This window comes from Granulicella sp. WH15 (assembly GCF_009914315.1).
Classification (GTDB): domain Bacteria; phylum Acidobacteriota; class Terriglobia; order Terriglobales; family Acidobacteriaceae; genus Edaphobacter.
Genome location: NZ_CP042596.1, coordinates 4,521,829 through 4,544,618 on the forward strand (window position 1 = coordinate 4,521,829; position 22,790 = coordinate 4,544,618).

Below are 22,790 nucleotides of genomic sequence, written 5' to 3' on the forward strand. Positions count from 1 at the left end.
TCGGCTGCACACCGACACGTCCAAGTTGTCAGACAATTCCCGAATCGGCATCTACCATCTGGTAGTTATCTACAGTTCCCCTTGCAAATTCGCACTTTAGTACCCGCGAAATTGCGTCTCGCGTCTTGACTTCGCCGCGCATATGTATTTCGCGTGAATACGCACCGCAAAAACAAAGGTGGCCTCAAAGCACTTCGCGCGGTTCTGGATGCTCCGCGCGAAACTCTGGCGGCCCACCTCTCGCTTCTAAGACATCGGTCCTACCGCCTCTATCTCCAAGGAATCCCCACCAGACCTTCCCCTTCTGGAAAATCGACGCATGCCGAGCGATTGCCGCACTACCCTTCCCGGCTCGCGAAGTCCTTAAATCCCCACTAAAACAGGTGAAAAAGCACTTTGCTTCCCTCAGTAAGGCCATCATATGGTCAGTCCATTGGCCAGCGAGAAGATGTGCGGGAAAGAATATGAAAACAATGTTTCATCCTCAATAAATTGCTAAATACGCAAAAGAGAGAACCCGCCCCTATAGCGTATTTCTGTTACATCACTGCTAGACAGACATAATCCCCCCTCCAAACGTTTCAGTCGAAGCGTCAGGGATATTGTGTGCTCAAAAAGCGATACCAAGAGCAGGCTCGGATGTCCCCCAGGCGGCAAGCGTCTCCGAACTGCCACGAAGTAAAACTCTGGAGGTTACATGAAATCGTTACGACTATGGTTGGTCCTGTTCGCACTCTTCAGCGTCGGCTTCTCCGCGTCGCTCAAGGCGCAGACGGCTACCTCAGGTGCGATCCTGGGAACGGTGCTCGATCCCTCGGGCGCAATCGTCCCCAACGCCCCTGTGGAGCTGCTCAACAAGGATACGAACGCCAAGCTCACCACCACGACCAACGCCGCGGGACACTACACCTTCCCCACCATCGCGCCGGGCATCTACAACATCACCGTCAAGCCCGAGGGCTTCTCGACCTCGACCGTCTCCGACGTCAAGGTCCAGGTCAACACGGACTCCACGATCAACTTCAGCCTGGTAATGGGCTCCTCCACGCAGGTCGTCGACGTGAACAGCTCCGCGGCCCAGATCCAGTTGCAGACCACGGACTCGACCGTCGGTGACGTCATCGGCACCGAAGCGCTCGCGCAGCTTCCTACCCGTCTCCGCCAGGCCCAGGAGCTGACGTTTCTCCAGCCCGGCACCACGCCCGCCACCGGCGGCGACAGCGGCGGCTCGGTAGGCGGCGCGGTCAACGACCAGACCACCTTCACCTTCGACGGTATCGACATCACCGACAACCAGACCAACTCCACCACCGACACCGACCACGGCGCCCGTCCGGTCCTGATGGTCTCGGTAGAGGCCGTCGATGAGTTTCGCGTCGGCGTCTCCAACTCGAACTCGACCTTCAACAAGGGCGCTGGCGGACAGGTAACCCTCATCGGCAAGAGCGGCTCCAACAAGTTCCACGGCGGCCTGTTCTCCTACATTCAGAACAGCGCGTTCAACGCCAACACCTGGGACAACAACCACCTGAAGCTGGCCAAGCCGCACGTCGAAGACAACCGTTTCGGCGGCTACCTCGGCGGCCCCATCTGGAAAGACAAGACCTTCTTCTTCGCTGAGTACGAGGCCCGTCGCTACCCCGAGTCCTTCCAGGTCAGTGCCATCGTCCCGACGGCTTCGATGGCCGCCGGCACGCTGCAGTTCAAGGATGCCTCGGGCGCCACCAACGCGTACAACCTGCAAACCTCGAAGACCTGCGGCACGCTTGGCACCGCGGCCTGCGATCCTCGCGGCATCGGCATCAGCCCCACCATGAAGGCCATGATGGCGGCCGAGCCCGCGGGCAACAACCCCGGACTCACCGGCACCGACGGCCTGAACACCACCGGCTTCACCGGCAACGCCAAGTCGCCCCTCACCGACGACTTCGGCACGTTCCGCCTGGACCACAACCTGAACAGCAAGTGGCACCTGAACGGAAGCTTCAGCTACTCGCGCGACATCGCGTACAACTCCGCGCCTATCGTTCTCGACATCCGCAACCCGAACAACATCGTCAACAGCGACCTGCTGCCCAACTGGACCAACGCCTTCATCTTCGGCGCCACCGGCCAGCTCACCCCGAGCCTCACCGAGAACATCCGCCTCGGCGACGTTCGCAACCGCAACGGCGCGCTTCGTCCGCAGCTTTCGACGATCGCCCAGGAGCTAGCACTCCCCGGCACCGCCTCCGGCAACGGCTTCGTGGCCGTCTCGCCGAACATCTTCACCGCTCCTATCACGATGAGCAACACGGTCCGCACGCAGCAGAACAACGACGTGACCCAGCAGTTCGTCGACGACATGGTCTGGAGCAAGCACAACCACATCCTCCAGTTCGGTATGAACTGGCAGCGTCTCACCCTCTACCACGTCCACACGGGCAAGGTCGGCGGAGCCGTCAACTCGCTGAACGCCACCACCACGGCCGATTCGTCCTACCTGTCGATTCCGGCAGCGGATCGTCCTCAGCCCTGCTCTGCCAGCGTCACCGCCAACTGTCTTCCCTCCAGCAGCCTCAACACCTGGGACAGCCTCTACGCCAGCACCCTGGGCCTGATGAACGACAACAACGCCTTCGTCGTCCGCGACGGCAGCGGCACCGCGCAGTCCATCGGCACCCCGCTCATCATGAACGCGCTCGGCTACTACTACTCGTTCTACGTACAGGACACCTGGAGAATGTTGCCTTCGCTGACATTCACCTATGGCCTCTCGTATAGCTGGCAGACGCCGTACAACTTCTCCAACCGCGAAGAGTCCCTGCTGGTCGATGCCGCCACGCAGAAGATCATCTCCGCCAAGGACTACCTGCACCAGAAGGCCGCATCGGCTGCCCTCGGCACCATCTACAACCCGCTGCTCGCCTTCCTCCCGGTCGCCAACTCGGGCCGCAGCAGCGTCTACAACACCAACTACGACAACTGGGCTCCCCGCGTGGCGCTGGCCTGGAACCCGTCCTTCCAGGACGGCCTGATGGGTAAGGTCTTCGGCGCATCGAAGACTGTCGTCCGTGGCGGCTTCGGTCTCTACTACGACCGCCTGAACGGCGAGCTGGGCGTGGTCAACCCCGGTCTCACCGCTGGTCCCAGCTCCACCGTCTCCACCGGCCTCCAGAGCTGCAACGCTTCCGGAGCCCCTGGCCTCGGCTGCAACGCCGCCTCCTCCGACCCCGCGCTCAGCGACTTCCGCATCGGCGTGGACGGTTCCATTCCCCTGCCGCAGTACCCCCAGAAGCTCCCCAGCCCCTACGTTCCGGCGGATGGGTTCAGCGAGCTGGTCTCCTCCGGCATCGACCCCTACTACAAGGCTCCCCGCATCTACGCGGCGAACTTCACCATCCAGCGTGACCTCGGCCACGGCGCTGTAGTCGAAGTAGCCTGGACCGGCCGTTACGGCCGTCGTCTGGAGAGCAACGTCGAGCTGAACGCGAGCCCCTATATGTTCGCGGACACCGGCTCCTCCCAGACCTTCGCCCAGGCCTACGATGCTGTAGCCAACTCGCTGCGTGCAGGCAAGTCTGTCGCGACCCAGCCCTGGTTTGAGAACCAGCTACCCGGTATCGGAGCCAGCCACGGCTACGCTTCGACCACCGCGTACCTGGCCGCAACCCAGTCCTCCAACTTCCAGAACGGCAACGTCTCGAGCCTCTTCAACGCCACCAGCGCAAGCGCCCTGGGTCTCAACTTCCTGCGCAAGGCCGCCGGCCTGCAGGCTTACGATGAGACGCAGGTCAACGATCTGGCGGTTGCGACCAACCTCGGACGCTCCAACTACAACGCCTTCATCGCGACCTTCCGCCGCGCGGGCAAGAACCTGACCGCCGACGTGAACTACACCTTCTCCAAGTCGCTCGACACCAATCAGGGAGCCGCCAACGACTCCACCAACCTGGCGACGCCATTCGATCCCAACATCGACTACGGCCCGTCCAAGTTCGATCGTCGCAACTCCTTCAACGCGCTCTTCATCTACAACCTGCCCAAGTCCTATTCCATGCTCCCGCGCCCGGTCAACAAGGTCGTCGGCGGATGGTACGTCTCGGGCATCATCACCGCGGTCAGCGGCCTGCCGGTCTACGTGACGGAGGGCGCTCAGGTCTTCGGTGGCGGTCAGCGTTCGGCGGCCAACACGCCTGCGGTGCCGCTGGTTCCGGTCAACACCATCCACTCCGGGGTTCACTATAACGTCGCTGGCTCGGGCGGCATCGGAACCTCCGGCGGCATCGGCGGAATCAACATGTTCGCCGACCCCGCCGCTGTCCACAACAGCTTCGGCTACGTACAGCTCAGCTCGGGACGCGATGGTTATGGCAGCCCGCTGCGCGGTATGCGCTTCGTCAACACCGATGCCTCGATCGGCAAGGTCGTCGCTGTCCACAATCAGCTCAACCTGAAGATCACGGCCGATGCCTTCAACCTGTTCAACAACGTAACCTTCAGCAACGCCACCCTGCCCATGCTGGGCAGCACGGTCAGCACCTTCGGTGTTCTCACCAGCACCTCGGTGCCGAGCAACCGTCAGGCCAGCAGCCGCTGGGTCATGCTGGGAGCGCGTCTGGACTTCTAAGCAAAGTCCGGATCACCCTCCGCCCTCGCCGCCCACCAGCGGCGGGGGCATTTTTTTGCCGCGCAAATCCTATACGCATATCGAGCACTCGTTCGATATGATGGGCACACTCACTCTGAAAAAGTTCCGCAGTCATCCAGCCCCTGGCCGTCGATGAAAGGTATCCCTACCATGCGATTGTTGATGAGGTCCTTTTGTTTTTGCGCCGTCGCACTCAGCACGATGGCGTCTGTTGCGAACTGCCAATCCCCTGCTTCCGCGCAGACCGACTGGCCCTTCTACGGCGGCGACCAGGGCGGCATGAAGTACTCCACGCTGACCGCGATTAACAAGCAGAACGTCTCGCGCCTGCACGTAGCCTGGACATGGAAGACCGGCGAGACTGAGATGCCTCGCTTCGGTTCGAAGCCCGGCATGTTCGAGGTCACGCCGCTGATGATCGACGGCGTCCTCTACCTGAGCACGCCCTACAGCAAGGTCGTGGCCCTCAAGGCCGCCACCGGCGAGCTGCTCTGGAGCTACGATCCCAAAGCCTACGAGCTGGGCCAGCCCGCCAACGGCACCGGCTGGGTACATCGCGGCGTCGCCGCCTGGCGCGACGGCGGCAAGCTGCGCATCTTCATCAACAGCCGCTACCGCCTCATCTGCCTCGACGCGGCCACAGGCAAGCCCGTCCCAACCTTCGGCAAAGATGGAGTGATCGACCTCAGCGAAGGTCTGGTCTGGCCGATCAACAAGCTGCACTACACCGAGACCTCGCCACCGGTCGTCTACAAGGACATCGTTATCCTCGGCAACGGCGTCGGTGACCGCCTGGTCTACCGCAACGACCCGCCGGGCGGCGTGCGCGGCTTCGACGCCCGCACCGGCAGACAGCTCTGGAGCTTCCACACCATCCCCCAGGCGGGCGAACCCGGCAACGAGAGCTGGGGCAAGGACGCCTGGAAGTTCACCGGCCACACCAACGTCTGGGCACCCATGACGCTCGACGCCGCGCGCGGCCTCCTCTACCTGCCCGTCAGCACCCCGAGTAACGACTTCTTCGGCGGCAACCGCCCAGGCAACAACCTTTACGGCGAGTCGCTGGTCTGCCTCGACGCCGCGACCGGCATAAAGAAGTGGCACTACCAGATCGTCCACCACGGCCTGTGGGACTACGACCTCGCCTCGCCGCCCACGCTGGTCACCATCAAAGCCAACGGCCACAAGCTGGACGCCGTAGCACAAGCGACCAAGGAAGGCTTCGTCTTCGTATTCGACCGAGTCAGCGGCAAGCCGGTCTGGCCCATTGAGGAACGCCCCGTCCCCGCGAGCGATGTCCCCAACGAGCACGCATCACCCACACAGCCCTTCCCCTCGAAGCCCCCTGCCATCAGCCCTCAGGGTGTCACACCCGACCTGGCCTTCGACGCCACTCCTGAGCTGAAGGCCGAGGCACTCGAGGCGATGAAGAGCTTCCGCACCGGCCCGCTCTTCACGCCGCCTTCGTACAAGGGAACCCTGATGCTGCCGGGCGTGCTCGGCGGCGGAAACTGGGGCGGCGGCGCGTTCGATCCGGAGTCCGGCCTGCTCTTCGTCAAGACCACCAACATGGCGCACGTCGCACGCATCAAGCAGCCCGATAAGACCCAGGCCAACCCGCACGCCTCCGAGGTCGATGCCGACTGGGCGGGCGATCTCGCAGGCACCAACGCCACCTTCCACAACGGCCTTCCCCTCACTAAGCCGCCCTACGGCCAGCTCACCGCCATCGACCTGAACCAGGGCACCATTCGTTGGCAGATCCCCTTCGGCGACTGGCCCGAGCTGCGCCAGAACCCCGCGCTGGCTAACGTCAAACTACCCGAGGTGCTCGGCGTCGCCGGGCCCGCCGGAACCATCGTGACCAAGGCCGGACTGGTCTTCGTCGGCGGCGGCGACCGCGCGCTCCACGCCTACGACGAAGCCACCGGCAAGGAGCTGTGGCGCGGCGCGCTGCCCTCCGCATCCCACGGCACGCCCATGACCTACCGCAGTCAGGAGGGCAAACAGTACGTCGTCATCGCCTCCGGCATCGGATCGGGAGCGACACTGGTCGCCTTCGCGCTCGACGAAAACACCGCAGACAAGTAGAGGAAACCACCATGATGCTACGGAGAACCTTCTTCAAGTCACTCAGCTCGAACCTGGCCCTGCTGCTACTGCCCAGGTGGGGCCGCGCCCAGACGCCCGCCCACAACACTCCACCCAGCAACGCCACCATGAACGACATCGCCGCCGTCGTTCTGCCGGAGTCTCTCGGCGACCGCCGTATCGCCGCCACCGCAGCCGCCTTCGAGCGGTGGCTGAGCGGCTATCACGCCGGTGCCGACGCGGGCTACGGCTACGGCTTTCCCAAGCCCACCGTGCTCGGCCCGAACCCCGGCGCACACTATGCCGAGCAGCTCAAACAGCTCGACTCCGCCGCCGGAAAGAGCGGTAGCTTCGCGTCACTCAGCAAGCAGGAAAAACGCGCCGCCATCCAATCCGCATTGGCTGCGGCAGGCGTAACCGCGATCCCACCCCGCCCCAACGGCAAGCACGTAGCCGCCGACCTGATGAGCTACTTCTACAGCAGCAGCGACGGCGTCGACTTCTGCTACAACGCCGCCATACGCGAGTCGGACTGCCGCGGCCTCGCCGGATCGGACAAGCGCCCGGCACCTGTGTCCTAAACGCACAAGAGACCAGAGGAGAGTTTGCAAATGCCTGTGTACGAGAGCGATATCTGCATCATCGGCGGTGGCGTCTCCGCCGCCATGCTGGCCCAGAAGCTCACCGAGCTGCGGCCGCACGCGTCCATCACCGTCGTCGAGGCGGGACGCTCCATCTTCGACTTCGAGAACCGCATGAAGTATCGCCAGCGCCAGATGGAGTACGGCGAGAACCCCTGGCACGAGGACTTCATCCCCGACCAGGCCGCCGAGGGCCAGATCTCGCGCAGCATGGCCGTCGGCGGACAGGCCCTGCACTGGGGCGGCGCGTGCAACCGCTTCTCGGTAGAGGACCTACGCCTCAAATCAATGTACGGCCTCTACACCGACTGGCCGCTGGAGTGGGACGACCTCGAGCGCCACTACTGCGAGGCAGAGCGCCGCCTCGGTGTCTCGGGCGACCCCAGCCTCTACTCCGCCGACAAGATGACGCAGCCCTACCCCATGCCCGGCATGATCCTCAGCCACGACATCGCACAGATGAAGCAGTGGGGCAACCAGAGCGGCATCCTCTTCCAGGGCATCCCGCAGTCCAAGAACACCGTGCCCTACGACGGCCGCAACGCCTGCCTCCGCTGCGGCACCTGCGACATCTGCCCCACGGGAGCCAAGTACTCGCCCGACTTCACCTTCAAGCGCCTGCTCGCAAACAAGAAGATCACCCTCCACGACCACACCCTCGTCCGCAAGCTCACGCTCAACGAGGGCAACGACCGCATCGCCTCCGCCGAGGCTGTCCACCGCGACCACCCCGACGACCCCGTGCAGTACCGCGCAGGCACCTTCGTGCTGGCGGGCGGCTATACGTGGAGCCCGCACCTGCTGCTGCTCTCCACCTCGCCGCGCTTCCCCAACGGCCTCGCCAACAAGACCGGCCAGGTGGGCAAGTACTCCACCGGCCACGCCTTCATCACGGCCTACATCGAGATTGAGCGCGACGTGACACCCGGCATGAACCCCCAGTACGGTCTCATCTCGCGCGAGTTCTTCCGCTGCCCCACCGACCGCCCCTACGTCCGGCACGACCTGCGCATCTGGCCCTCGAACGGCCCGCGCCCACGCCTGAAGAACGACTCCGGCGAGTTTCTGCTGGGCGAAGACGTCCTGACCGACTGGCGCGCGCGCAACAAGAAGAGCGTCGCCCGCGTGCGTGGCTACTTCGACATCCACCCCGACGAAAACAGCGCCCTGACCCTCGACCCCACGCACCGCAACAGCCTGGGCGACCCCATGCCCAAGATCATCCACAAGATGGACAAGGCCACCGAGGCCCGTTGGCCCGCAACCAAGCAGCACATGAACGAGGTCTTCGCCCGTCTGGCCAAGGCCGACAACGGCAAGATCCTGCGCACGTCGGAGAGCGACTATCTCGACCACCCCGCGGGCGGCTGCCGCATGGGCACCGATCCCGCGACCAGCGTCTGCGACTCCTTCGGCCGCACCCACGACCACGAAAATCTGTACGTCGTGGGCGCGCCGACCCTGCCCTCGGCGGGCTGCACCAACGGAACCCTTACTTTTGTTGCGCTTACGCTGCGCTCCGCGACCGCCATCGCCAATCAACTTCCGGCAAGCCAGAGGAGCTAAGGAAAAGGTAGAATGATTCCGCAATCCGGTTTGCGGATAACGCCGTCCGGAGACCGTTTCCGATCACAGATTGCACCACCATAGACCAAACCTGCCAAGGATGGTTGGCATCGAAAGGATCCATGAGAGTTCTTACCTTAGTGTGCTTCAGCTTCCTGGTTTTGAGCGCCGCTCTGACGAAGGCAGTCGTGCAGCCGACAGTCTCGTCCGCCGCAAGACCACACCTTCAACTCGTAGCCGCCGGTGACGACGCCACAGATCACGGAGCCGACCTCTACGCCTCCAAGTGCAGCATGTGCCACCAGGCCAGCCTGGCCGGAATGCCCCCCGTATTCCCCTCGCTGATCGGCGTAACCAAGCGCCTGAGCGATGCGGATATCACGGCGCAGATCAAGAACGGCAAGGGCAAGATGCCGCCGGTCACCGGCATGAGCGACGACGATATCAAGGCCCTCATTCTCTTCCTCAAGACCGACGGCAAGGCTGCTCCCTCCAATATCGACGCAGTACACCTCTCCTACCTGACCCAGACCACGCTGCACCCCATCGGGTAGTCTCGACGCATAATAACGCAGCCCCTGAAGAGTCTTCAGGGGCTGCGTTATTATGCCAGGCAATTCTCGAGTGCACTTTGGTCCCCAGAAAGCGCTGAAGGCGCGCTCTATACCAGCCTAGGGCGAAGCCCTAGGTAACCGTATGGGACGACAGATGAGGGCTGAAGGCCCGGCCTGTCCCTGCCACAAACTTGCCTTGCCGGACGGGCCTCCTGCGCGGAGGGCGGTCACTTCGTGACTTTCACACTTGTCTCGCCAACTCAAAAAGTAATGGTCCTCCCGCTGGTCGGAAACAAACCGACCAACGAGAGGACCGCAGAAAAAGTACTTACGGCTTGGGAAAGATTACGTTCAACGCGGAATCCGTCGTATAAACGCAACGATCGTTGTGCCCGCACTCCGGGATAATCATAATGTTGGCCTTCGCCCCCATCTTCTCGTTGATGTACTTCACATACGCCTCACCCCGAGCCCGCCGCGTCGCACCCTGCGCCATCGCTGAAGCACCGCTATCGAAGCCACCCAGCGGCAACGTATCCACCTGGCTCAGCAGATAGGTTGTCGGCCGCGAGACAAGCTGCTTCTTCAACTGCTCATCGCTCATCTTCACCGTGTACCCCTCGGTGCGCTGCTCCAGACCATAGGGCCAGAGATCGTACTTGGGGTCCTTCGTCGCATCAAACGGGCCGTAGCTGAAGTCGGTATGCGGAGCTTCGGACTTCCATCCCGCCACAGCCGCCTCGGGAGCAGCATCGCCCGTCGGCAGCGCACGCGTCGCATCCGGCCACGCATAGCTCGAAGGGTTGGAGACGACGTACGAAATCGAAATCCCCAGCGTGTCGTGAACCCGGTTCGCCATCTCATAACGAGCAACGAACTGCCCACCCGCCGAGTGGCCCGCGATCACGACCTGGGTCAGGTTCGGGAACATCTTCTTATCCGCCAGCTTGCGCAGAATCTCGTCGATGAAGTCGAACGAGGTCAGGTCCTTGTTGCTGAGCGAAACACCGCCCGAGCGCCAGCTATCGCCGCGGCAGCTCCAGCTCACCTCGTTCGGCTGCAGCTTGTCGTTGCAGCCGCGATCCGCCGAAAGAAAGCTCGGCGAGATCACAATCGTGTCATCCAGAGCGCCCGCCAGAAAAGCCGCGCTCGTCGCCGTGCGGAAGTAGTGATCGGCGTTGCGGTTGGTGCCGTGAACCATAATCAGCGCGCGGCGAATGGTGCTGCTCTTCGCCGACAGTGGATAGCTGCGATAGATCATCGCCCGCGACGGTCCGCCGCCGAGCGTGACCCACTCCGTACACTCGGGAGTAGCGGTGGTGCAGGGCTTCGCGCCGTGGTCGGCAGCATAGCCGAAGACCGGCAGAACAAGGATCGCCAGCAACAGCAGCAGCGAACCCTTTACAGAAGCAATCGAACGGGAATCGGACATGAACTCTCCTAGCAGAACTCAAAGGGGCCGAGCATCTCTCAGCCCCTTGGTGGAACAAAACAGCGGCCTACTTGTGCGAGGTCGGCTCCACGTTCTTGAAGATCGTGCCGCCCTTCATCACGAAGACTACGCGACGAACAGCCGTAGGATCGGTCAGCGGATTGCCTTCCATCGCAACGATGTCGGCCTGCATCCCCGGCGCGATGGAGCCGATCTCCTTGCCCAGTCCCAGCGAAGTCGCCGAGAGCGAGGTCATCGAGATCATGCCCGCCATCGGGTCCTGGCCGCCCTTCGTCACGCGCGCGATGTACTCTTCGCCGTTGTGGCCGTGGGCTCCGGCAACCGCATCGGTGCCATAGACGATCTTGAGGCCGGGGATCTTGATCGCACGTTTGAAGCCCTCGAGCGTGATCTCCTCACCCTTCACCATGAAGGCGAAGCCCTCGTCGTTGTAGTTACCGATGCCCATGTACTTCTCTTTGTTGGCGATGTAGTTCTGCAGTACCAGGCCGATGTTCGGGTCGAAGTACGTACCGTTCTTGGCCATCAGGCGGAAGGTCTCGTCCGTAACGAACGCGCCGTGCTCGATGGAGGTGCAACCGGCGTTCGAAGCAGCGCGCGCAGCCGAATCCGCATGGGCGTGGATCAGCGTGCGCATCCCAAGCTTCTTGGCCTCGCCGCAGGCAGCCTGCAACTGAGCATCCGTCATGGTCTGGTCGCCGCCCTCGCGGATCGACTTCGACGCGAAGATCTTGATGAAGTCCGCTCCCTGCGCCTTGCGCTCACGCACCAGCTCGCGCAGCTTCTCCGGATCGCCGCTCTTCTCCGTCAGCGGCACCAAAGAGGTAATGATGCGCGGTCCCGGCGTAATGCCGCGAGCCAGCGCGGCGCGCAGATAAAGATCCTCAGCCGAACCAGGGCTCTGGATAGTGGTAAAACCGGCGTTGATCGTGTTCACGCTGTTATCGACCGCATGCAGAATCGCCTGGAGCGGCGGCTCGCCCTTGCCCGCCAGGCGGCCATTGTCGAAGTGCCACTGGATATGCGCGTGCGTATCGATGAAGCCCGGAGCCACCGTCAGCGTGCCCAGGTTATAGACCGCCGAGCCCGCCGGAATCGGTCCGCCGATGCTCTTGATCGTCGAGCCTTCCACCACAATCGTGGCATGATGCAGCACCTTGCCGGTACCGTCGATCACCGTATCCGCAACCAGCGCGATGGGCTTAGTGGACTCCTGGGCAAAGACCCGCTTGCCCTGTACCAGTGTTGCCAGCATGAGAACGATCGTTCCAAGTCTCTTATTCAGCATTCTGAACCTCGGTTTTAATATCGAGCAGGCCACACTCGTATTGCGACGCCCTGGGTAAAAGAGTGAAGCCACCCGCCCCTGGGAGCAGGCGCGCCGACAGGTTAGATCTGCGCAGGAGATCCCTTGTGGATGTGAAACGACTCACACACGCTCCATCAAGCAAACCGTGTCGGCTCTGGATATCTATGACCTGATGCAATAGTTGTACGTGAAATAAACCTACACTATCTTTTAGCTGACTAACTTTTTGTGCTGGATGCAACATCCACCTGGAGCGCGCGGCGGTAACGGGAAGGCGCTGTGCCCACCTGCTGCTTGAACGCCACCGTAAAGTGGCTCTGGTCGGAGAACCCCGCGGCCAGCGCGATATTCGAAAGCGGCTGCGTGGTCTTCGAAAGCTGCTCGCAGGCGTACTCGATCCGCAGGCGGCGAATCTGGTCGCCTACCGTGCAGCTATAGTGCCGCCGAAACTCTCGCGCCATATGCACCGGATGCACGTTGACCGCCTTGGCCACCTTGGCCAGGCTTAGCGGCTGCATAAAGCGGTCGCGGATCAGCTCATCGGCCTTCGTCAACCAGGCCGGTTGCCCCTGCGTGATCTGGCGGCGATGCCGGCAGACCTGCGCGAAGAGCTGAAGGATAAAGGAGTCCAGCACCACCGGCGAAAGGTCGTCCGGATTATCGAACTCGTTATAGAGCTGCCGCGCGGTCCACTTCGCCAGCCCGCCTTGCAGGTTCACGGTGCTCAGGCTGTATGGAGCCTCGCGCGCGAAGTTCTTGATCTGATCCGCCGGAAGCTCGACGTACAGCACCTTGGCTCCTTTGGAACTGTAGCGGCTGGTATGCGAGATGCCCGCGCGATGGTAGCTGACCGACCAGGGCTTGAACTCCTCCGTCCGGTCCTCAAACGTGGAGGCGTACTGGCCATCGAGCGTGACGATCAGGTAGTGCTTCACATGCGCGTGCAGCGGCGACATCGCATTCGGCGGGTACATCCGTTCGGACAGGTGGAAACGATTCGTGGAGATGGTCCGAACCACTGGCTGAATCGGGTAAACGTATTTGGCATCCGCTAACTGCACGCCACTTCCTCCCGGTCATGCCGCATGGGATGGCCCTGCGGCTGATTCCAGATGCAATGAACCTGTCGAGTGAGTCGTACGTTAACCGGCACTCACGAATGATCGGGGAGTATCAATCTCCGCCTCATGTAGCTGCTCAAGCTGGCCGGAGCAAGCCGGGCCAACATCAGTCAACCAGCTTCGACAGTCGTTCATCTCAAACGCAGAAGCAGCGATCCATCGCGAAAAAAATGGACCTCCGGCCTCTGAGATTCAAAGAGAAGCTCAAAAACTACGGCAAAATGTCTGGCTCTGTTGCGCAGTATAGCAACCATCAGAGTTGATTACAAACCATCGGACGTAGTCTTTCCATTGCCCCTTAAGCGTCTAAGACCGCACAAAAACTCAGCCTATCCTTGCCACAGATTTGTCGTGCCGGACAGACCCACCACGCTCAGGGCGATCACTTCGCGACTTTCACACTTGTCCTACCCACTCAAAAAACAACAGTCCTCCCGTTGGCCGGAAACAAGCAATGCTCGCTTCCGGCCAACGGGAGGACCGATACAGCCAACTCACCCATACCGCCCCGAGGACGGTACGCAGTGCTTACCGCATTCCGCCTGCGAGAACCAGCGTCTCACCGGTCATGAACTTCGAGTCCGTCGAAGCCAGGTAAACCGCGGTCGGCGAGATATCATCCGGCTGCCCGATGCGTCCGAGAGGAGCCGACGCCTCAATGCCCTTACGGAAATCACTCTCCGCAAAACCCGCCGCATGAACGCCTTCCGTCTCCACCATGCCGGGGTTGATCGCATTGACCCGAATCTTCTTCGGTCCCAACTCCTTCGAGAGCACGACGGTAATCGCATCCACCGCGCCCTTGGTGCCGGTGTAAGTGGCGCTACCCGCCGGATGCACCCGCGTCACCGCCGAGCTGATGTTGATGATGCTTCCGCCCTCCTCGCCAAAGTACGGCAGCGCCGTCTGCGAGGTCAGCAGCAGGCCCAGCACGTTGGTGTTGAACTGGCTATGAAACAGCTCCTCGGTGATCTGCCCCAGCGGTGCAAACGCATAAATACCTGCGTTGTTGACCACCGTATCGAGCCGCCCAAAAGCCTTCTTGGTCTCCTCGAAGATGCGCGTCACGTCGGCCTGCTTGGCCACGTCTCCCTGCACCGCAATGGCCTTGCCGCCCTTGCTCACGATCTCCGCAACGACGCGGTCCGCACCCTCTTTGCTCGACGCGTAGTTCACCACAACCGAAGCGCCCTCAGCCGCAAACGCCTTGGCGATATCCGCGCCGATGCCCTTCGAAGCGCCCGTAACCACTGCTACCTGTCCCTTAAGCTTGCTCATCTCAGATCTCCTAGTGTCGTCATTCGTTTTCGATAATTCGACAACCATCTAATTGATTGAGCCGGCCAGGAAAGGGTGCAGAAATTTGTTCCAACATGCTCTTGAGGAAAAAATCAGATCTCGGCAAGCCGGTCAAGATACGCCTGGAGTACATCGCGGCGCAGCCGGTAGTTCACGAACTTACCCTCCCGCTCCGACTCCACTAGCCCAGCCATCTCCAGCTCCTTCATATGGTGCGAGACAGTTGCCGCACTGACGTCCATGCAGGTCAGCAGGCACGAGCAGGCCAGCGTATCTCCGGACTGACCAATCTGCCGCAGGATCGCCGTGCGGCGCGGATCGGCCAGCGCCTTCGCGATCGACTGAAAGCTCTTCTCCGAGATCTTCGCGGCTGTCTTCGCGGAAGCCATACCTTTATGTTAGACCCAACCCGAGCACCTATCATCCAAGTAGAGGCGAGAAGAACCATGCAGACCTTCAACGAACTGCTCCGCGAAGCCGAACTAGCCCACGGCCATCTCTGCGCAGGCCAGATCCTTGGCGTGCGCATGGCCATGCTCGGCTGCGAGCGCCTCGGCATCGACGACCCCAAGGGCGCAGACCGCAAGCGCCTGGTCACCTTCATCGAGATAGACCGCTGCGCTACCGACGCTATCGCCGTCGTCACCGGCTGCCGCCTGGGCAAGCGCGCCCTCAAGCTCCGCGACTGGGGCAAGATGGCCGCCACCTTTGTCGATATTGGGAACGACACCCACCCCGGCGGTCGCGCCATCCGCATCGCCGCGCTCGAGTCCTCAAAGGCCCGCGCCCGCGAGCTTTATCCCCACATCGAGAACAAAAACCAGCAGCAGATGACCGCCTATCGCGAGTTGCCCGACGCCGAGCTGTTCTCCGAGCAGTGGGTCACGGTCCCGCTGGCCGCGCGCGAGATGCCTGGCTACAAGTCCTCCCGCATCACCTGCGCGATCTGCGGCGAGGGCATCAACTACGACCGCGAGATCCTCCGCGACGGACAGACGCTCTGCCAGGGCTGCGCCAACCCCGCCAGCCGCTACTACCAGCCGCTTTAAAAGCGCCTTGGAAATATTGCCCGACCACAACCCCTCGTTGCTCTTGCCGTTGCTTGTTTTCTTGGTTGTCATTCAGGAGCGAAGCGGAGGAATCTGCTTCTGCTTTTGTCGTTGCCTCTGGGGCAGGTCCGGGCTTTAGCCCGGACACCAAAACCGCCCCAAACGCGGGCTTTAGCCCCCCGAGGTATGCTTTCTCCGACTGGGGAAACCTGTCCTGCCGGACGGGTCTCCTGCGCGGAGGGCGAGCGTCCACACTCCTTTTTAAAGCTTCGCGTGGTCCTCCCCCGAAAACGCTACGAAGTAGCCAGATGCTTGCGAAACGCCTCCGCATACCGCTCCGGCATGGCCGCTTTCTTCATATCAGCCCCAACGACGACATGCACCGTCGCCCCCTCGCACAACACGGTCTCTCCGCGCACAACCGTATAAGCAAATCGCAGCACCGACCCGCGCACGCCCACAACCCGCGTTCTCACGATCAGCTCATCGTCATAGCGCGCAGGCAGCCGATACCGCACATTGGCCTCTACCACCGCGATCCCGCACCCATCCTCGCGCTCCATCGACTTGTAATCCAGCCCCATCTGCCGGATCAGCTCCACCCGTCCCACCTCGAACCAGACCAGGTAGTTCGCGTGATAGACGACGCCCATCTGATCGGTCTCCGCGTAGCGCACGCGAATCCGAGTCTCACCAAATGCCAGTTCCGAACCTGTTTCAGCCATACCCGCAAGTCTAAATCGAACCGCCGTCACCGAAATGTGACCCCGGCCACATCGCCAACCGCTACACTCAAGCACATGCGTGCAGCCGCGCTTCTCCCGCTCATCCTCGCCACAGCTTCTCTCGCCCAAACAGCCCCACCACCCGAGCAGGAGACGCCCTTCACCCTCCGCACCAGCTCCAACATCGTCTTCGTCCCCGCGCAGGTCCAGACCAAGCAGGGCGAGATGATCTATACCCTCAAGCCCGAGCAGTTCGTCCTTACCGACAACGGCGTCCCCCAGAAGATCCACGTCGATGAAGACGTCGACTCCCTCGGCCTCTCCCTCGTCGTCGCCGTCCAGTGCAGCCGCGCGGCCTTCGATCAGTTCAACAACATCCGCGGCCTGGCCGCCATGATCGACGACATCACCGGCGGCGCTCCCCGCCAGGTCGCCGTCGTCAGCTACGGCGGTGAGCCGACCCTCCTCGGCGACTTCACCAGCGACCCCGCCCGCCTCATCCACAACCTCAACCAGCTCCAGCCCTGCGACGAATCCGACGCCGCTCATCTGGACGCCGTAGCCTACTCGAACTCGCTCCTCAACGACCTGGCCGCAAAGCAGAATGGCCGCTACCGCCAAGCCATCCTGCTCATCAGCGAGACCCGCGACCATGGCTCCCACGCCCGCCCCGCCGACGTCATCGCCGGTCTCGGCCGTTCCAATACCGTGCTGGACGCGGTCTCCTACAACCCCGGCCGCACCGATATCCTCGAATCGCTCTTCCACGGCCGCATGGGTCCCGGCCCGATCGGGCTGCTGGTCTCGGCGGTACAGGCCGTCCGCAAGAACGTGCCCCACACCCTGGCCTCGCTCTCCGGTGGCGAGTACGTCAACTTCAGCGGCCAGCACGGCTTCGACGACGGCCTGCACTCACTCGCCAACCACATCCACAACTACTACCTGCTCAGCTTCCAGACGCCCTCGACCAATCCCGCGGGCCTGCACCGCCTCGCCCTCACGATCCCGGACTACCCCGACGCGCGTCTCCACTACCGCCTCAGCTACTACTCCGGCGAAGACCCACCGCCAACCCTGCCAGGCGACGATAAAGACGACAAAGATTCCAAGGACAAGAAGGACGACAAGCACAAGTTCTAAAGCCTGAGCCGTTGCTGTTGTTCTTGCCATTGCCGTTGCTTGTTTTCTTGGTTGTTGCCGTTGCCAGTTTTCTTGGTTGTCATTCAGGAGCGAAGCGGAGGAATCTGCTTCTGTCTTTGCTGTTGCTTTTGTCGTTGCTGTTGCTTCTGGGGTAGGTCCGGGCTGGCAGGTCCAGGTTTACCCCGGACGCACATAGGGCTTTAGCCCCCGAGGTATGCTTTCTTTCAACTCGCCCCAAGCCTCCGGATGCCTTCGAAAAGCGCTGAAAGCGCGCTCTATACCAGCCTAGGGCAAAGCCCTAGGGTTCCGTCCCCATATTGGGGATGAGGGCTGAAGGCCCGACCTATCCCCGCCACAAATCTGTCCTGCCGGACGGGCCTCCTACGCGCAGAGCGGTCACTTCGTGACTTTCACACTTGTCTCAATGACTCAAAATGCAACGGTCCTCCCGCTGGTCGGAAACGAAAAATGCTCGCTTCCTCCAGCAGGAGGACCTCAAAATTTCACTTCCCCAAATGCATTAGGAGATGACGGGAACCGTTACCGTCTGACCCACCTGAATCTTGTTCGCATCGGCAATCCCACTCGCCTGCGCAATCGCCTCATAGTGGTTCGCGCTGCCATAGAACAGCTTGCTCACCTTGCTCAGGTTATCCCCGGCCACGATGGTGTAGCTCTGCTCCTGCCCACCCGTGTTGGTGATCTCATGCTTCAGGTCCGCAAACGTCGGATCGACGCTCTTGATCGCGTCCCAAACCCGGTTAAGCACCACCTGCGACGGCACGTCGGCCATCAGGTGATACTGCTCGCCCACCAGCTCCTCACCCGTCACCTTCGAGCCATACGCCTCAAAGCTCTTGATGACCTCGACCACCGGAGCATACTTCGCCTGTAACGCCTGAAAATCAGCCATGTCATCTCCTCGGTACTGCATCGGTTATGGATAGCGGCAGACACCGAGCGCCGCCGCCATTCCTGCAAACTCCAAAAACGAAAGCCCTACAGGAAGCGCGAGAGCAACTGCTGCGCCAATCCGCCAAACTGGCTCTCCCCGGCCACTTCGCCGTTCGGAGCGAAGTGCGAGACCACCATCGGCAGCACCGTCGTCATCGCCATCTGCGCGATCTCCGGCGAGACACCGGCCTTGGCCGCAACCGCCTCGATCAACCCGGTCCCGCTCAACCCCTGCTGCACCTGGTCCGGCGTCGCCGGAGTGCCCTGGCCCGCGGTCCAGTTCTGCACATGCTCGTCGAGCCCGTTCTGCTTCAGGGTGTCCAGAATACCCTGCAACCCGCCCGGATGCTCCTGCAACGCCTGCACCAGGCCACCGGCCACTTTAGCCGTATCGCCTCCACCGTTCTGCGCCAGTTCCTGACCGGCAAACGCTTCAAACTCGTCGAGTAGCCCCATGCCAAAACCCCCTTTAGAAAGACTCCAATACCCTACATCGACTAAACACCGTCTCCGCAATTTGTTTCGTAAATCTTTTGTAACCAATCCATTTCGCCGGACCGGTTTGGTAAATTCGCCTCCCCCAAGGGACAATACCTCCATGACGACCTCCACCAGCAAGTCCGCCATCGCCACCCCGAACGCCCCCGCCGCCATCGGCCCCTACTCCCAGGCCATCCGGATCGGCGACATGCTCTACACCTCCGGCCAGATTCCCCTCGACCCCGCCACCGGCGTCTTCGTTCCCGGCGGCATCGTCGAGCAGACCACCCAGGTCTTCGAGAACCTGAAGGCCGTCCTCACCGCCGCCGGCTGCGACTTCAGCCAGGTCGTCAAGACCACCGTTTACCTGAAGGATCTAAAGGACTTCGTCGCCATGAACGAGATCTACGGCAAGTACCTGGCCCCCGAGGGCGTCGTCGCCCCGGCCCGCACCACCGTCCAGGTCGCAGCCCTGCCCAAGGACGCGCTGGTCGAGATCGACCTCGTCGTCAAGGCATCGTAAGGGCAGCACAAGAAGCCAACCGGGTGCGCCGACATCTAATCGTCAGGGAGAAAAAGACTATGAGTGAGATCCAGACACCCGCCAAAGTCACCAAAACCGACGCCGAGTGGCGCGCCCAGCTTACCCCCGAGCAGTATCACGTCATGTTCGAGAAGGGCACCGAGCGCGCCTTCACCGGAGCGCTAGTCAACAACCACGACGACGGCGTCTACCACTGCGGCGCCTGCAACGCCCCGCTCTTCACCTCGGACACGAAGTTCGAGTCCGGCTCCGGCTGGCCCAGCTTCTGGGCGCCGGTCAGCCCCACGGCGGTCGAGCTGCACGAAGACCGAAGCTACGGGATGCGCCGCGTCGAGGCCACCTGCGCCACCTGCGGAGCGCACCTCGGCCACCTCTTCCCCGACGGCCCCCGTCCCACCGGCGAGCGTTTCTGCATCAACAGCGCCAGCCTCTCCTTCGCCAAGAAGTAACCCGGTCGTCCCAAACAAACCCAAGGGCAACGGAGCCACTTTCGCCGTTGCCTGTTTTCTTGGCTGTTGCCGTTGCCTGTTTTCTTGGTTGTCATTCAGGAGCGAAGCGGAGGAATCTGCTTCTGTCTTTGCTGTTGCCGTTGCTTCTGTCTTTGCCGTTGCTTTTGCTTCTGGGGTAGGTCCGGGCTTTAGCCCCGAGGTTGAGCTTTTCCTTCCCCGGCCACCAATCCCCAACAGAAACACGAAAATCCCCGGTCGATACCCACTCGACCGGGGTCACTTCGTTTAATCCTGTCGGGGCTTAGCCCTTAACGATCTTGCCGGTCTTGATGCAGCCGGTGCAGACGCGCATGCGCTTGCTGGCGCCGTCGACCTTGGCCTTCACGGGGCGCAGGTTCACATCCCAGCGGCGGCGGGTCTTGTTGTTCGCGTGCGAGACATTATTGCCGAACTGCGGGCCTTTGCCGCAGAGATCACATTTCGCTGCCATGTCGATACTCCAAATCCTGATTCGCTATTGCCCGTTCCTGAAAATACACAGGCACGAGACCTCCGGTTTTCAAGCTCAATCTGTGGAGTGTTGTCCAACAGGAGAACCGCGGAAGTGGTAGGCACGAGCGGATTCGAACCGCTGACCTCTACCGTGTCAAGGTAGCGCTCTAACCAACTGAGCTACGCGCCTCTAAGAGCGTCTTCTTAGTCTAACCGCAACCCGGCCCGAGGGCAAGCCTTCACCCGGGCCGGATGTTGTTTTCTTAAGGAATAATCCGCTCTCGCCGCAGCCCGGCAAAGAACTCCGCAAACATTGCCTCAGTATCGATGCAATCGTGGAACCCCGCCTGCCGCGCCTTGATCGTGCTGGAGATATTGTCATAGTCCAGCCGGAAGATCGCGTCGGCAAAATACCACGAGGCCACCTGCTCAAACGGCAGCGGCCGCAGGTTGTACTTGCGCACAATCTCCTCCCAAAGCGGCCCCTTATCGGCCATGTAGACCGCGAGCGGCGTCGGCACCGGCTCCGCCACCTCCAGCCCAAACATCTTCCCAATGCGCGGCCAAAGGTGCTGCCAGCGAATGTAATCGCCATTCGTAATGTTGAAGATCTCGTTCTTCGCCGCATCGCTCTGGCCCGACCAGACGGTAGCCTTGGCCAGAATATCCGCCGATGTTAACTGATAGAGCGCCCTGTACGCCCCCTCCGTCCCCGGAAATCGGAACGGCAGCCCCAGTTCCTTGCAGATCGTCGCGTAGACCGCGATGGACATGCCCAGGTTCATCGGATTGCCCAGCCCAAAGCCGAGCGTCCCCTCCGGCCGCAGCGCCGTCCAAGTCCACGACTTCCCCTTCTGCCGCTCCCGCAACAGGTCCTCCTGCGCGTAGTAAAAGTTCGGCGGCATCAACCGGGGATCGTCCTCACGCGCAGGCGTCTTGAACGGCCCCAGATCGGCCCCATAGGCCTTGCCACCCTGATAAAACGCCACATGCTCCAGCGCCGAAGAACTAGCCTCCACCACATCCAGCAGGTTCCGCAGGATCGCCACATTAGCGGTGACGTGCTCCACTGGAGTCGGCTGCCATAGATACGCGCCGAAGACGATATGGGTCACGCCGCGCACATCCTTCAACGCCTCAGCCAGCGACGCGCGATCCATCAGATCAGCCGCAATCGAGACCACTCCCTCCGGCACCTCGGCCGTGCGCCGCGACAGCCCATACACCTTCGTCCCCGGAACCGCGGCCCAAGCCTCAGCCGCCGCCCGCCCGCTCACCCCATGAACCCCTGTAACCAGAACCACTTTTCCCGTCGACATACTCATCCCCTTACGCTCCAGCAATAAACTCGGCCAGCGACGGCCCCTTCGGCACCCAACCCAGCCGCCGCGCATTCGCTGCACTCACCAGGCTGTTCGACGTCACGCCATACCTGCCCGCCTCGCCCGCCTGCCGCACCACATCCTCCACGCTCAGCCCCATCGTCCTGCCGCCAAGCCCAAGCGACCGGCTCACCATCTCCGCGATCTCCAGGAACGAGGCATCCCCATTCTCCGCGAAGTAGAGCGAGCCACCCGGAGCCTTCTCCAGCACCAGCAGATACAGCTCCACCAGGTCGTCGATATGCACGTTCGAATAGCGATTCAACCCCTTGCCAAAGTAGACGCCCGCCCCTAGCTGCTTCGCAAGCGCAGCCAGCTTCGGCAGTTGCTCGCTGTTGGGATTCAGCCCCCGCCCCGTTCCGTAGATCATCGGCGGGCAGATCACGATGCCGCGAATCCCCTTGTCCAGCGCGGCCTCCCGCACCAGCCGGTTGATGGCCACACGAGGACGGCGAAAGGGCACCGGCTCGGAGTAAGTGTCCTCCGTAAAGTAAACCGATCCGGCAAACTCACCGCCAGCCGAGTCCGCGACGATGCTCGATCCAGTCGTATGGATGAGCGTCTTCTCCGTACGCTCGAGCGCCGCGATCAACGTCACCACCGAGTCCGCATGTTCCGCACTGGCGGCGTGAATCACCGCATCGGCGGCCTGCGCGGCCTGCGTCAACACCGCAAAGTCATCGAGGCTCCCGATCACCGGCTCCACGCCCCGCTCCCTGAGCAGCAACGCCTTCTCCTCCGACCGCACCAGCCCCGTCACCGCGTGCCCCGCCGCCATCAACCGCTCCGCGACCGAACCACCGATGTAGCCCGACGCACCCGTCACAAATACCTTCATAGCCCTTCTCCTTACAACCCCGCGAAGATGTACACCGAATATCTTTAACATGAACACCGTACACTTTGAGCAC

The 22,790-nt window shown here is 61.9% G+C and carries 20 protein-coding genes and 1 tRNA gene; 9 read left to right on the plus strand and 12 right to left on the minus strand.

What is annotated here, in order from left to right:
* Nucleotides 1-697 precede the first annotated feature (697 nt).
* The 5 genes from FTO74_RS18665 (at nt 698) to FTO74_RS18685 (ending at nt 9,482) form a co-directional block, all read left to right on the plus strand.
* Entirely contained in the window at nt 698-4,609 is a 3,912-nt protein-coding gene (locus FTO74_RS18665) for a carboxypeptidase-like regulatory domain-containing protein (RefSeq protein ID WP_162539484.1), read from the plus strand.
* A gap of 183 nt (nt 4,610-4,792) precedes the next feature.
* Nucleotides 4,793-6,721, plus strand: coding sequence for a pyrroloquinoline quinone-dependent dehydrogenase (locus FTO74_RS18670; RefSeq protein WP_162539485.1), 1,929 nt, complete (start codon nt 4,793-4,795; stop codon nt 6,719-6,721).
* Between the two features lie 11 nt (nt 6,722-6,732).
* The gene (locus FTO74_RS18675) at nt 6,733-7,302 is read left to right on the plus strand and encodes a hypothetical protein (protein WP_162539486.1); all 570 of its coding nucleotides are present in this window, start codon (nt 6,733-6,735) and stop codon (nt 7,300-7,302) included.
* 30 nt (nt 7,303-7,332) lie between these two features.
* Nucleotides 7,333-8,928, plus strand: a complete 1,596-nt coding sequence (locus FTO74_RS18680) for a GMC family oxidoreductase (protein WP_162539487.1) — start codon at nt 7,333-7,335, stop codon at nt 8,926-8,928.
* A 122-nt stretch (nt 8,929-9,050) separates the two neighbouring features.
* Complete coding sequence (locus tag FTO74_RS18685) at nt 9,051-9,482, plus strand: cytochrome c (RefSeq protein WP_162539488.1); 432 nt, start codon at nt 9,051-9,053, stop codon at nt 9,480-9,482.
* A gap of 328 nt (nt 9,483-9,810) precedes the next feature.
* On the opposite strand, the gene FTO74_RS18690 is transcribed toward FTO74_RS18685, so the two are convergent.
* The 5 genes from FTO74_RS18690 to FTO74_RS18710 form a co-directional block, all read right to left on the minus strand.
* The gene (locus tag FTO74_RS18690; protein WP_162539489.1) at nt 9,811-10,914 is read right to left on the minus strand and encodes an alpha/beta hydrolase; all 1,104 of its coding nucleotides are present in this window, start codon (nt 10,912-10,914) and stop codon (nt 9,811-9,813) included.
* Between the two features lie 67 nt (nt 10,915-10,981).
* On the minus strand, nt 10,982-12,223 hold the full coding sequence (locus FTO74_RS18695) for an amidohydrolase family protein (protein ID WP_220399055.1): 1,242 nt from the start codon (nt 12,221-12,223) through the stop codon (nt 10,982-10,984).
* Between the two features lie 239 nt (nt 12,224-12,462).
* The gene (locus FTO74_RS18700; RefSeq protein ID WP_162539490.1) at nt 12,463-13,305 is read right to left on the minus strand and encodes an AraC family transcriptional regulator; all 843 of its coding nucleotides are present in this window, start codon (nt 13,303-13,305) and stop codon (nt 12,463-12,465) included.
* A 588-nt stretch (nt 13,306-13,893) separates the two neighbouring features.
* Nucleotides 13,894-14,643 carry a glucose 1-dehydrogenase gene (locus FTO74_RS18705; RefSeq protein ID WP_162539491.1) on the minus strand — a complete coding sequence of 250 codons (750 nt, stop codon included), beginning with the start codon at nt 14,641-14,643 and terminating at the stop codon, nt 13,894-13,896.
* A gap of 113 nt (nt 14,644-14,756) precedes the next feature.
* Nucleotides 14,757-15,053, minus strand: coding sequence for a metalloregulator ArsR/SmtB family transcription factor (locus tag FTO74_RS18710; RefSeq protein WP_162539492.1), 297 nt, complete (start codon nt 15,051-15,053; stop codon nt 14,757-14,759).
* Between the two features lie 57 nt (nt 15,054-15,110).
* Here FTO74_RS18710 and FTO74_RS18715 point away from each other — a divergent pair, with 57 nt between their 5' ends.
* Nucleotides 15,111-15,713, plus strand: a complete 603-nt coding sequence (locus FTO74_RS18715) for an FmdE family protein (protein ID WP_162539493.1) — start codon at nt 15,111-15,113, stop codon at nt 15,711-15,713.
* A gap of 293 nt (nt 15,714-16,006) precedes the next feature.
* Here the strand turns inward: FTO74_RS18715 and FTO74_RS18720 are convergent, their stop codons facing one another.
* Nucleotides 16,007-16,438 (minus strand): thioesterase family protein, encoded by a 432-nt coding sequence (locus FTO74_RS18720; RefSeq protein WP_162539494.1) that lies wholly within the window; start codon nt 16,436-16,438, stop codon nt 16,007-16,009.
* A gap of 75 nt (nt 16,439-16,513) precedes the next feature.
* Between FTO74_RS18720 and FTO74_RS18725 the strand changes: the two genes are divergently transcribed.
* Nucleotides 16,514-17,578, plus strand: coding sequence for a VWA domain-containing protein (locus FTO74_RS18725; RefSeq protein WP_162539495.1), 1,065 nt, complete (start codon nt 16,514-16,516; stop codon nt 17,576-17,578).
* Nucleotides 17,579-18,098: 520 nt separating this feature from the next.
* Here the strand turns inward: FTO74_RS18725 and FTO74_RS18730 are convergent.
* Both FTO74_RS18730 and FTO74_RS18735 read right to left on the minus strand, forming a co-directional pair.
* Nucleotides 18,099-18,491: a LysM peptidoglycan-binding domain-containing protein gene (locus FTO74_RS18730; protein WP_162539496.1), complete on the minus strand. Its 393-nt coding sequence runs from the start codon at nt 18,489-18,491 to the stop codon at nt 18,099-18,101.
* An 86-nt stretch (nt 18,492-18,577) separates the two neighbouring features.
* A complete protein-coding gene (locus FTO74_RS18735) occupies nt 18,578-18,988 on the minus strand; it encodes a YidB family protein (protein ID WP_162539497.1) in 411 nt (136 codons plus the stop codon).
* 142 nt (nt 18,989-19,130) lie between these two features.
* On the opposite strand from FTO74_RS18735, the gene FTO74_RS18740 reads away from it, so the two are divergent.
* A complete protein-coding gene (locus FTO74_RS18740) occupies nt 19,131-19,535 on the plus strand; it encodes a RidA family protein (protein WP_162539498.1) in 405 nt (134 codons plus the stop codon).
* 59 nt (nt 19,536-19,594) lie between these two features.
* Nucleotides 19,595-20,005, plus strand: a complete 411-nt coding sequence (gene msrB / locus FTO74_RS18745) for a peptide-methionine (R)-S-oxide reductase MsrB (protein WP_162539499.1) — start codon at nt 19,595-19,597, stop codon at nt 20,003-20,005.
* Nucleotides 20,006-20,306: 301 nt separating this feature from the next.
* Here the strand turns inward: msrB and rpmB are convergent, their stop codons facing one another.
* The 4 genes from rpmB to FTO74_RS18765 form a co-directional block, all read right to left on the minus strand.
* A complete protein-coding gene (rpmB, locus tag FTO74_RS18750; protein WP_162539500.1) occupies nt 20,307-20,495 on the minus strand; it encodes a 50S ribosomal protein L28 in 189 nt (62 codons plus the stop codon).
* A 115-nt stretch (nt 20,496-20,610) separates the two neighbouring features.
* Nucleotides 20,611-20,687, minus strand: a tRNA-Val gene (locus FTO74_RS18755).
* A 73-nt stretch (nt 20,688-20,760) separates the two neighbouring features.
* Nucleotides 20,761-21,816, minus strand: coding sequence for an SDR family oxidoreductase (locus tag FTO74_RS18760; RefSeq protein ID WP_162539501.1), 1,056 nt, complete (start codon nt 21,814-21,816; stop codon nt 20,761-20,763).
* Nucleotides 21,817-21,826: 10 nt separating this feature from the next.
* The gene (locus tag FTO74_RS18765) at nt 21,827-22,717 is read right to left on the minus strand and encodes an NAD-dependent epimerase/dehydratase family protein (RefSeq protein ID WP_162539502.1); all 891 of its coding nucleotides are present in this window, start codon (nt 22,715-22,717) and stop codon (nt 21,827-21,829) included.
* Nucleotides 22,718-22,790: the final 73 nt, after the last annotated feature.